Annotated in this window: 11 protein-coding genes and 1 tRNA gene; 6 read left to right on the top strand and 6 right to left on the bottom strand. The window is 50.2% G+C overall.

From position 1 onward, the window contains the following. Positions 1 to 49: 49 nt before the first annotated feature. A tRNA-Leu gene (locus ACG2F4_RS02255) sits at positions 50 to 134 on the top strand. Positions 135 to 498: 364 nt separating this feature from the next. After that, positions 499 to 849: a carboxypeptidase regulatory-like domain-containing protein gene (locus ACG2F4_RS02250; RefSeq protein ID WP_395257877.1), complete on the top strand. Its 351-nt coding sequence runs from the start codon at positions 499 to 501 to the stop codon at positions 847 to 849. Positions 850 to 1189: 340 nt separating this feature from the next. Here ACG2F4_RS02250 and ACG2F4_RS02245 read toward each other — a convergent pair whose 3' ends face one another. After that, positions 1190 to 1687, bottom strand: a complete 498-nt coding sequence (locus ACG2F4_RS02245) for an NlpC/P60 family protein (RefSeq protein ID WP_395257875.1) — start codon at positions 1685 to 1687, stop codon at positions 1190 to 1192. A 94-nt stretch (positions 1688 to 1781) separates the two neighbouring features. On the opposite strand from ACG2F4_RS02245, the gene ACG2F4_RS02240 reads away from it, so the two are divergent. From ACG2F4_RS02240 to rpsU, 3 genes are all read left to right on the top strand, one after another. Continuing rightward, positions 1782 to 2510 carry a pyridoxine 5'-phosphate synthase gene (locus ACG2F4_RS02240; protein ID WP_395257873.1) on the top strand — a complete coding sequence of 243 codons (729 nt, stop codon included), beginning with the start codon at positions 1782 to 1784 and terminating at the stop codon, positions 2508 to 2510. 50 nt (positions 2511 to 2560) lie between these two features. Then, positions 2561 to 3457, top strand: coding sequence for a GTPase Era (gene era / locus ACG2F4_RS02235; protein WP_395257871.1), 897 nt, complete (start codon positions 2561 to 2563; stop codon positions 3455 to 3457). Positions 3458 to 3607: 150 nt separating this feature from the next. After that, positions 3608 to 3802: a 30S ribosomal protein S21 gene (gene rpsU / locus ACG2F4_RS02230; RefSeq protein ID WP_310681356.1), complete on the top strand. Its 195-nt coding sequence runs from the start codon at positions 3608 to 3610 to the stop codon at positions 3800 to 3802. Between the two features lie 42 nt (positions 3803 to 3844). Here rpsU and radA read toward each other — a convergent pair whose 3' ends face one another. The 3 genes from radA to ACG2F4_RS02215 form a co-directional block, all read right to left on the bottom strand. Continuing rightward, positions 3845 to 5215, bottom strand: a complete 1371-nt coding sequence (gene radA / locus ACG2F4_RS02225) for a DNA repair protein RadA (protein WP_395257868.1) — start codon at positions 5213 to 5215, stop codon at positions 3845 to 3847. A gap of 12 nt (positions 5216 to 5227) precedes the next feature. Then, complete coding sequence (locus tag ACG2F4_RS02220; protein WP_395257865.1) at positions 5228 to 6316, bottom strand: YbhN family protein; 1089 nt, start codon at positions 6314 to 6316, stop codon at positions 5228 to 5230. Between the two features lie 304 nt (positions 6317 to 6620). Continuing rightward, on the bottom strand, positions 6621 to 7697 hold the full coding sequence (locus ACG2F4_RS02215) for a class I fructose-bisphosphate aldolase (RefSeq protein WP_395257863.1): 1077 nt from the start codon (positions 7695 to 7697) through the stop codon (positions 6621 to 6623). A gap of 294 nt (positions 7698 to 7991) precedes the next feature. Between ACG2F4_RS02215 and dusB the strand changes: the two genes are divergently transcribed. Beyond that, positions 7992 to 8984: a tRNA dihydrouridine synthase DusB gene (dusB, locus tag ACG2F4_RS02210; protein ID WP_395257861.1), complete on the top strand. Its 993-nt coding sequence runs from the start codon at positions 7992 to 7994 to the stop codon at positions 8982 to 8984. A 43-nt stretch (positions 8985 to 9027) separates the two neighbouring features. Here dusB and ACG2F4_RS02205 read toward each other — a convergent pair whose 3' ends face one another. Together ACG2F4_RS02205 and serS are read right to left on the bottom strand one after the other, a co-directional pair. Then, the gene (locus tag ACG2F4_RS02205) at positions 9028 to 9726 is read right to left on the bottom strand and encodes a hypothetical protein (RefSeq protein WP_395257859.1); all 699 of its coding nucleotides are present in this window, start codon (positions 9724 to 9726) and stop codon (positions 9028 to 9030) included. A 54-nt stretch (positions 9727 to 9780) separates the two neighbouring features. Next, the gene (gene serS, locus ACG2F4_RS02200) at positions 9781 to 11049 is read right to left on the bottom strand and encodes a serine--tRNA ligase (protein ID WP_395257857.1); all 1269 of its coding nucleotides are present in this window, start codon (positions 11047 to 11049) and stop codon (positions 9781 to 9783) included. Positions 11050 to 11182: the final 133 nt, after the last annotated feature.

Here is an 11182-nt window from a genome sequence, read left to right as displayed (position 1 = left end):
TTCAGGAATTGCTCACATCCTGTTTCAATTGCACTTTCTTTATTGTCAAGCCCAAGTGGCGGAATTGGTAGACGCGCATGCTTCAGGAGCATGTGACCATCTTGGTCGTGGAGGTTCGAGTCCTCTCTTGGGCACTCTGGCCCTTGCAAGTCGTTGACTTGCAAGGGCTTATTATTTACACCCATTCAATATACTGGCAATATTGCCATCTCTTCTCAATACGTTTAATTACGGTGTTGCTTAGCCCTCTTATCGGTTCCCTGCTTTATCATTTTCAATCAGCCTCTCAAAATTGTTCTCTGCATTTGCTTTAAAGTGATGCGATGTAACTGTTGCCTCAGTTTACGATAGTGCAGAAGTCTGGTACTTTTTAGTGTGAAACGTAACAATTTTCCCGGATTTGGTCCTTAACGGAACAAATCTGCAATTTTCCCATAAGAATAGACGTAGCATTCACTGAATATTTAACCATCAACCTAACAAATACAGGTTATTGTTATGTTTAACTTTAACAAGGCAACATTTTTTACCACTATTTTGGCGCTTATCTTCAGTTTGAGTTTCTCCACCAGCTATGCGCAGGAGAACAACTCAGATACCGAAAAATACAAGCTGACGCTGAATGTGGTGGATGCTGAATCCGGGGAAGCTTTAATGAATGCCAACATTCAAATCCTGGGAATCTATTCCCCGCATACCACCAATCAGGAGGGACAACTGGTATTTGAAGAAATTGAGAACGATCCCCACACATTCAAAATCTCTGCCGATGGGTATCAAACCTGGAAGAAAACAGTGACGGTTACTGACGATTCCAAGCTAACCGTTGAACTTACTCCCACTGGATAAGCATTCGCTGCCAGTTTTAAAGCACCGGGTTTGCCACCCGGTGCTTTTCATTTTTCGTTACTTAAAAGAGGGCTTTGCAAAACCCTCAACTCCTCGTTCTGAGGGCGTTGTACTCCCGTTAAAAGGGCACCAGGGTCGGTAGTACAACTACCTCCCTCAAAATAGCAGGTTCTGCAAAGGTTTCTTGAAAATGATACGTCACCGGCTATCCACAGGATATCAGATGTAAGATCTCGTCAATATTTAACCTGGCAGGAGTTTACGTTGCGTTTGACTTCTGAAAAAGTTTGGAAAGTCTCCCGTTTTTTAGCTTTACCGTTATAACAAATATTTCCCCACCTTACATTACGCGGCGAGCCCCAAGGTAGCGGTTGGCCCAGTAGCTGTCATACAGGCTGCTCAGCGTCACCCCCTGGGAGGTCGAGGCATGCAGGAACTCTCCATCTTCCACAAGAATCCCCACATGAAAGGTTCGCCTACCGGTTTTAAAAAAGATAAGATCGCCGGTGCGTACCGAGCGTCGCCGGATGCCTTCGCCCCGGTTTAGTAATCGCTGCGTATGCATCGGCAGGTCGATGCCGAAATACTCATCAAAAATAATGCTGACAAAAGAGGAGCAGTCTACCCCGGAAGCCGACCGGCCGCCCAGCAGGTAAGGCGTTCCCTTCCAGTCGCGGTAGGCCTGCTTTAATGAAACCCGGGTCTCACTGTATTTATTGACGGAATAGGCCACGGGAGAAGAGGAACTACTGCCCGAAGAGTGTGTGGCACGTCGGGTTGAAATACCACAAGCCGTCAACAGGGTGGTTATCACTATGTATATGATCAGATGCCTCATTAGAAAGTGTTGCCGTGGCTGTCTATTTTGTCCTCTAAATGATCTATATTTAGAGAATGAAACACAACCCGAAAATGCTTAACAAGTAACCAATATGCGACTTTTGGTTAATATCGACCATGTAGCTACACTCCGAAACGCCCGGGGAGAGGGATATCCCGACCCTGTGAAAGCGGCCCACGTATGCGAAGAGGCCGGGGCCGCCGGAATTGTTTTTCACCTTAGAAAAGACCGCCGACACATCAGGGAAGCGGATGTTTACCGGCTGAAGGAGTCGGTCCGGGGCATCCTGGATTTTGAAATGGCGGCTACCAAGGAGATGATAGAGACAAGTATCGACGTAGACCCGCACCTGGTGACGCTGGTCCCCGAGAGTCGTGAAGAGCTGACAACCGAAGGCGGACTGAGCATGGATACCGTGTTTGAGGATTTCAGAAACCGGGTATTTCCCCGTTACAGGGATACCGATATTGAAGTAAGCCTGTTTATTGATCCCAACCCGGAAGATATTGACGATGCGGCCGAACTGGGCAGCGACGCCGTGGAGCTCCACACCGGTACCTATGCAAATGCGCGAACCGACGAGGCCCGAAACCATGAGCTGCAGCGGCTGAAAGAGGCGGCTAAACGCGCACATAACCTGGGGATGAAGGTAAATGCCGGGCATGGATTAAACCTCGACAATCTTGAAGCACTAGTCAAAACCGTGCCCCACCTACATGATGTAAGCATCGGGCACGCCCTGGTTTCAACAGCTGTTTTTAACGGATTAGAGAACACGGTAAAGGCGTTTCTCAATATCATGAACAAATACAACGATTAAATTTCAGCTTTAGATGATTTCAAATTTCGAATTTTCATCCACGGAGATAAATGACTGAGAATCCAAACAAGGAGGAACACAAGTCCGGCTACGTGGCCATTGTTGGCAAGCCCAACGCGGGGAAATCAACCCTGATGAACCAGATTCTGGGCAGCAAAATATCGATTACCACTCCCAAGCCGCAGACCACGCGTCACCAGATCATAGGGATCCATTCGGAAGAAAATCTGCAGATCATCTTCCTGGATACCCCCGGCATCATCCACCCGCGCTACGAGCTGCAAAAAGCGATGATGAGCTTTGTAGACCGGGCACGCAGCGATGCCGATATCATCCTCTTTTTGGTGGAGGCCGGAGAAGACCGCATGCCCGACTACGCCTTTGACATATTCAAAACCATGAACAAACCGATTGTGCTGGTTGTCAACAAAATGGACATCAGCAGCCGCGAGCGGGAACAGGAGATGGTGGCATCCCTGCAGGAGTCCTACCAGTTTGCCAATACCGTCTATATCTCTGCCCTCACCGGGGAGGGCGTGCCGGAGCTGATGGAGGTCATCTACCAAAACCTGAAGCCGGGCCCGCCCTATTATCCGAAGGATATGCTCAGCGAACAGCCGGTACGCTTTTTCGTGGCCGAGCTGATCCGCGAGCAGCTTTTCATGCAGTTTGAACAGGAGATCCCGTACTCCTGCACCGTGGATGTGATACAATACGATGAGCGGGACGAGCTGGACTACATCAATGCGGAAATCATTGTCAACAGAAACTCTCAAAAAGGCATTTTAATCGGCAAGGGCGGGAAGGCGATCAAAGAGCTGGGCAAAAACGCGCGGCAAAAAATCCAGGATTTTATCGGCAAAAAAGTGTTCCTCGATCTTCATGTTAAAGTGCGGGACAAGTGGCGAGAAAACCCGAATATGATCCGTAATTTCGGGTACCGGTAAACTGGATTTCAGTCGTAGTCGTTTTTCCGACTGTTTTCCCGAGCCATCCACCACATTTTGTAAGAAAATAGATATTACACTTTGGCAGATAATGCTTATATTTAAGGTCTAATTTGGAAAGAAAACTTTATAAGGCAGGTGAATTAGTAAATGGTTGGAGTAAACGTAAAAGACAACGAAAGCATTGACCGCGCGATTAACCGGTTTAAGAAGCTGGTAACACGTTCCCGGATACTGAATGAATACAAAGAAAATCAACAGTATACGAAACCTTCCGAGGAACGTCGTGAAGCGCTGAAAAGAAGCATTCGTGAACAGAAACGACGAGAACGTAACAATTACTGACGTTTCTGTACTACACTACCAACGTTAAGCCCTGTGGCCTTGCTACAGGGCTTTTTTTATGGCTTCGCTAAAATATTGAACGCCTTCCAGTGCAATTGAACTCTTTTTTTTCTTGTTGATATTGTTGGCGCGCGGGATAACTGCCCCTTCAAAACCCATTTTCTCGATCTCTCCCAGGCGTTGCTCCAGCTTGGGTACCGCCCGAATTTCTGACCCAAGTCCCACCTCTCCCAGGAACACCAACTCACTGGAAATCGGTTTGTCCAAAAAACTGGAAACCAGTGCACAAATCACCCCCAGGTCGCCGGCGGTGTCGCTCAACTTAATTCCGCCGGCCACATTAAGATAAACATCCTGGCCCGAAAACTGGTAGCCTCCCCGCTTTTCGAGGACTGCCAGCAATAACGAAAGACGCCGATGGTCGAAACCGCTTGCCGTACGTTGCGGAGTCCCGTAGTTGCTGGGCGTGACCAGTGCCTGTACTTCAATAAGAAGAGGCCTGGAGCCCTCGATAGTACAGACTACGGCATTGCCGCTTACCTTGTTGTTATAGTCAGACAGGAAAAGCTGGGAGGGATTCAGGATATCGGTAAGCCCGTTTTCATTCATCTCAAAAACCCCGACCTCCTGGGCCGGACCAAACCGGTTTTTTATACTGCGAAGTAACCGGTACGTATAGTTTTGATCCCCCTCGAACTGGAGTACCGTATCCACCATATGCTCCAGTACGCGCGGACCTGCCAGCGTACCCTCCTTGGTTACATGCCCGATCAACAGGGTGGTGATCTCCTGCTTTTTGGCCAGCTGCTGGAACAGGGCGGCGCACTCTTTCACCTGCTGGATGCTGCCCGCCATGCTGGTCAACTCGGTGCGATAAACGGTTTGTATGGAATCCACAATCAGCAGGTCCGGCTCCATCTTTCGGGCCTCTTTCAGGATGTTGCTCACATCCGTTTCGTTGTAAATGAACAGGTTTTCAGAGTCGACCCCGAGGCGTCGGGCCCGCTGCTTGATTTGCCCGGCAGATTCCTCCCCCGCGCAGTACAGGATCTTGAGGCCGGGATTCGATTTGCTTATCTGCAGTGCCAGTGTACTTTTCCCGATGCCGGGATCTCCCCCAATCAAGACAAAAGAGCCCGGGACAAAACCGCCGCCGAGAACCCGGTCCAGCTCAGCAATATTGCTGGCAAAACGGGCTTCCTCATTGAGCTCAATATCGTCAAGTGATTTGGGAGCTCCGGCATCTTCAAGTCCCTCGACCTTGCCCTTGTGAGATTTGTCGGACTTTTTTTCCCGCTCTACGGTAAACTCTTTAAACGTATGCCAACTACCGCAGGAGGGGCAGTTCCCCAGCCATTTTGTTGATGTGTGCCCGCATTCACTGCAAACGTATTCAATTCTGTTTTTCGGCAACTTTGGTGCTGTTTATTTTATCTCTCCGATTACATCCGAGTCGCTTCTGGGCTCGGTTTTATCCTCCATTTTCTGTACCACAGACTGGTTTATATACCACGTGGTTGCCATCATCCCGAGTCCTATACTTATGTAGTAGCTGATAATTCTCCATGCAAAAACGGCCAGCCCGATGAATGCTTTTCGATCAATCAACGGGCCCTGAAAAATTGCGAAAAGCCCCTCCACACCACCACTACCGCCCGGGGTGGGCATGATAAGAAAAGCGAGATTCATCGCCAGGCTTCGCAATAGCGATAATATTTCGTCTGCGGGAAGCAGACTCAGTATCACAATCGTTGGCAGTGCGATGCGGCACAGCCACGACATGGTGGAGAGAAAAAAAGCTTTCAGCAGAAAAGAAGCCGGCTTCTTTCGCAGCTCGTGGGAATACTCCTCCAGGTGTTCCGCCTCTTCCTTCACCTTTTCTTTCCATTTCCGCAGGAAGGGGAGACGAAAAACCGCATTTACCACCTTTTTGAGTGCAGTGGGATTTTTTAACACCCCGTAGGCGAGCAGTCCTGCATAAGTAAGCAGCCCCGCGTAGAGCAGCAGCATCGAAATGTCGCCCACCATCCCGATATTTTCCGGGACCACTTCGTAATAGAGGCCTGCGATAAGCAATATGGGAATCGCCATCGCGAACCACAGCTGATCCAGCAGCACGCCGTACAAAATAATGGCCGTGGACTGGCCGGCTTTCAGCCCTTCTTTGGTCATGGCATAGGTAGCCACCGGAGCGCCCCCAATCGTTGAGGGAGTGACGGAAGAGGTAAAATCCCAGCTCAGGATCACCCGGAATGACTGCATCCAGTTTAGCTGGTCTTCCGCCAAAAACCGGATTTTGGCAGCTGAAAACCAGACCCTCAGCAGGGAAACAATCACGGCGATGACCAGTCCCGGCATACGCTTCGGCCTCAGATGTTCCAACACACCCGGGGTGTATGTCAGGTAAATCACGACCCCCATCCCAAGAATACTTAACCCAATGGAGATGAATAAATATCGCTTGGAGAAGAAGCTCTTTGGATCCTCTTGTATATGTTCTGTGTTATCACTCAAAAGTTAATCATTTGTAATACCGGTACGAACCGCATTTGGTAACCAAAGGTAGCGCGCTACATTGAATAAGTCTAACTGGCTGTGTCAAGGCGTACAGTACATTACCAAAAGAAGTTTTTGAAGCCGTTGTTCTGCCCATTTCAGTATTTCCGCGAATTAAAAACCTCAATCCATGGACTGAAAACCGCGATTTCGATTTTACTCAGGAGTTGACTTTGGACAAAGTTCCCGGTTTTCAAAGCTCTCTTAATAAAAAAGCCTTATGGAAAGCGATCTCCATAAGGCTTTAAACGGATCAAGCTGATCAGGCCACAGTGATGTTGTCGTCAAGATATACATCCTGGATAAAGTTCAGGATCTTGACTCCTTCATCCATCGGCCGCTGGAATGCCTTGCGCCCGCTGATTAATCCCATTCCGCCGGCACGCTTGTTGATTACTGCCGTGCGCACGGCCTGGGCAAAATCGTTTTCACCGGAACCACCACCCGAGTTGATCAGCCCTGCCCGGCCCATATAGCAGTTGGCTACCTGGTAACGGGTAAGGTCGATGGGATGATCGGAAGCCAGTTCGGTATAAATGCTTTCATCAAGCTTGCCATAGGAGGAATCCCCGATATTAAGTGCCTTGTACCCGCCGTTGTTCACCGGCTGTTTCTGCTTGATGATATCCGCCTGGATCGTGACCCCGAGATGGTTGGCCTGACCGGTAAGATCGGCCGAGGCGTGGTAGTCGGTGCCGTCTACATTGAAGGCGGAGTTTCGGGTGTAGCACCAGAGAATGGTGGCCAGGCCGAGCTCATGCGCATACTCAAACGCTTTGGCAACTTCCTGTATCTGGCGGCTGGACTCTTCTGAACCAAAATAGATCGTGGCACCCACTGCAACAGCCCCCATGTTAAACGCTTCATCAATGCTGCCAAACATAATCTGGTCATAGGTATTCGGGTAGGTCATCAGCTCGTTGTGGTTGATCTTGACCACGAACGGAATTTTGTGGGCATACTTGCGAGCCACGGCACCAAGCACTCCGTATGTTGAGGCCACGGCATTGCAGCCGCCTTCAATTGCAAGCTTTACGATATTTTCAGGATCAAAGTAGGCCGGATTCGGAGCAAAAGACGCGCCCCCGGAATGCTCAACCCCCTGGTCCACGGGCAAAATTGAGAGGTAACCGGTTCCCCCGAGGCGCCCGTTGTCAAACAGGGTCTGCAGGTTCCGCAATACGCGAGGATTCCGATCCGAATCGATCCAGACCTGGTCTACAAAATCCGGGCCGGGCAGGTGTAAATTTTCTTTTGAAATGGTCTCGCAAGAATGATTTAACAGGTCATCCGCCTCATTTCCAAGCATCTCTTCAATGCTTTTAGCAGCAAGTGCCATAGTAATAACTCCTAATTTAATTGGTATAATGGTTTATGAATTACTAGGAGCCCAATATAAGTGATCTGTCTAGAAATGACTAAAAAGGTTTCCGGGAATTCCGTTCTCCTGCCATGGGAATCGACCGCTCGCGGCATCCGCGTAAAGCGTGCTGACAACAGTAGAGTGCAGCCTGGAAGCCACTTCATCCAGCAAGGGACAAATCCGGCGTCCCGGGGATAATTCCCATCGACCTTGAGACTAAATTTTCCTATATTTTCACCTTGCATTTTTAACCCTTGAAAAGCATAGAATATGAAAATCGGTCCCATAGATTTGGGCGAAAAACCACTGCTGTTGGCCCCCATGGAAGATGTAACGGACTCCCCCTTTCGGCTGATGTGCCGGCGAAGAGGGGCCAGCATTGTCTATACGGAATTTATCAGTTCTGAAGCTATCGTTCGCGATGTAAATGGGGCGAAGCAAAAAATGGATTTCAGAGAAGAGGAACGTCCCTTCGGAATTCAGATTTTCGGCAGCCGCGAGGAAGCGATGGAAGGCGCAGCCCAAAAAGCCGAAGCGAACAACCCCGACCTGGTCGATATCAACTTCGGATGCCCGGTGTACAAAATTGCCAAAAAAGGAGCCGGGGCCGGCTGCCTTAAAGACCTGGCGCTGATGGAACGGATGGCGGGCAGCGTAGTAGATGCGGTGCAAGACAAGCCGGTGACTGTAAAAACGCGCCTTGGCTGGGACGACCGAACAATCCGTATCCGGGAGGTGGCCCTGATGCTGCAGAAGCTGGGCGTCAAGGCGCTGACGGTTCATGCCCGCACGCGGAACCAGAAATACAAGGGAGAAGCACGCTGGAACTGGTTGAAAAAGCTGAAGGATACGCCGGGACTCGAGATTCCAATTATTGGCAACGGCGATGTAACATCCCCGGAGGATGCCAAGCGGATGTTTGACGAAACCGGGGTCGACGGCGTGATGATCGGGCGCGGGGCCATCGGCAGCCCCTGGATTTTTGAACAGACCCGCCATTACCTTGAAACCGGCGAACGGCTGCCTCCGCCCCCGGTGGAGGAGCGCATCGAACTGGCGGCTGAACAGTTGCGGCGTTCCGTAGAACACCACGGAGAACGATACGGCGTTATCATCATGAAAAAGCATTACGGGCAGTACTTAAAAGGGGTCCGCAACAGCCGTAAACTTCGGGGAGCGATTATGGAAGAAAAGGAGATGCAGCCGATCCTGGAACTGCTACTCAACTTCAAGGAACAGGAACTGTACGCAGCTGCTTCCTGAAACAGATGATCCACCGGCAATTTGCGGGATGTTTCCCGATCCGTTACTTCAGGGTGGACAAGTTAAGATGTATGCCCAGCGAAACCAGCGCCGGGCGATAGTCAAACGCCACCTCCTCCTGCAGTAGATCGGCGGTTCCCAACTGTCCCTCTATCTTGATATTTTTCCAGCCCAGCCGGGCATAAAGGGCAGGTTCGAAAAAAGTGCCGGCCTCCGCCTCTTCGTAGGTGGTGGCAGATGTTTCAAACTCGGTAAACCTGACCTGTCCCAACCTCAGCGCCAGCCCTGTTTCAACCCAGGCGGTCTCCAGCCCGATATTGGACTGCAGGAACAGCTTGTTATATCTGCCTGTAGCCTGAACCGCCCGATCTGTACCGGCAAAAGCATAATTGTCGACCGAGGTTGCGGATCCCAGTCCGGCTCCTCCCAGCAGTTCAAATCGACCGATATTTCCGATCACGCGAAAATATTCCACGGCAATCTCCCCGTAGGAATGCTCGTGGTAATCTTCGTTTCCCTCTTCCTCATTATCGCCGAAAGACGCGGCTCCTGCAATACCAAAACGGTCTGAAACCGCATACGCTCCCTGCAGATCGATGCCGTTGGTACCCACAAAAGCCGCACCACTTAATTCTCCTTTATGATCCAGTTGATGGGTGTGCCGGGCACTGGGAATATAAACTGGGGCACAGGCCTGAAGCGCCATCAGCGGCAAAGCAAGTATCAAAAGTCGCAGTTTCATGACAGTTCCCGTATTATTGCAATTGACATGAGTTGCCACCCCTGTAATCCTGCTCTATATCATTTTCGCACCCATATGGGGCTGAAGCACTTCGGGTACTCTGATATTCCCGTCCTGATCTTGATAAGTTTCCAAAATGGCTGAAACGACCCGCGGCAACGCCAGTCCCGAGCCGTTGAGCGTATGCAGGATCTGGGTATTCCCCTGCTCGTTGCGAAACCGAAGCTGCATGCGGCGGGCCTGGTAATCCACAAAGTTGGAACAGGAGCTTACCTCCAGCCAGCGCTGCTGACCCGGACTCCAGACTTCAAGATCATACTTTTTGGATTGCGTAAAGCCCATATCGCCGGTGCACATCAGCAGGGTTCGATAGGGCAGGTCAAGCTCTTCAAGCAGGGATTCCGCATACTCCCGGAGGGTCTCCAGCTCGTCATAGGAATTTTCGGGCTGTACAATTTTTACCAGCTCTACCTTGTCAAATTGATGCAGCCGGTTCAATCCCCGCACATCCTTTCCATAAGAGCCGGCCTCGCGTCTCCAGCACGGGGTGTACGCTACATAGTATATCGGGAGCTTGTCTTTCGGTATTATCTCATCCCGGTGAAAATTGGTAACCGGTACCTCGGCAGTCGGAATCAGAAAAAATTCGTCGCGGGGTATCTCGTACATCATATCCTCTTTATCGGGAATCTGTCCGGTACCGCGGGCGGAATCCTCATTTACGAAGAAAGGCGGCTGAATTTCGATAAATCCCTGTTCGGCAGCTTTATCCAAAAAATAGTTGATCAGCGCACGCTGCAGGCGGGCAATCGGCCCGATATAAAACGGGAAGCCTGCGCCCGTTACCTTGGCTCCGCGTTCAAAATCGACCCACCCGGAATCTTCCGCGAGCTCCCAGTGGGGACTTCGCCATGCCTCCTCTGCCGGATCTCCCCAGGTTTTGTAAATTTCATTGTCCTCTTCCGTCGCTCCCACGGGCACTGATTTATGAGGGACGTTTGGGATCTGCAACAGCAGCTCATCGCATTTATCCCTGAGCCGATTCAGATCCTCCTCCTTTCGCTTGATCTTCTCCTTTAGTTTGCTGGTGTACTCAATAATCTCCCGGGCTTCCTCTTTCCGGCCCGAACCCATCAGCTGGCCAATCTCCTTCGCCTTTGTATTACTTTCGTTTCGGAGGTCATCCACGCTTTTGACCAGCGAGCGCCAGTTCTTATCGGCTTCAAGAAGCTCATCGACCACCTCCACCGCTTCTTCCCCCTTGTTTTTCATTCCTTCCTTAACCACATCGGCATGTTCTCGAATAAACGCTATGTCAAGCATACAATTAACATTTGAATTTAAATTTTCTTCTCGTCAAAGATAAAAGAGTTTTGCCAAGTAATGAACCAATTTTTAGTTTGCAACAGGTTGGCATTTCAACAAATATATTTTAAATTCTACCATCATATATTGG

This window comes from Halalkalibaculum sp. DA3122, assembly GCF_043951865.1.
Classification (GTDB): Bacteria; Bacteroidota; Rhodothermia; order Balneolales; family Balneolaceae; genus JAMQKA01.
This window is presented reverse-complemented; position numbering and strand designations above follow the sequence as displayed.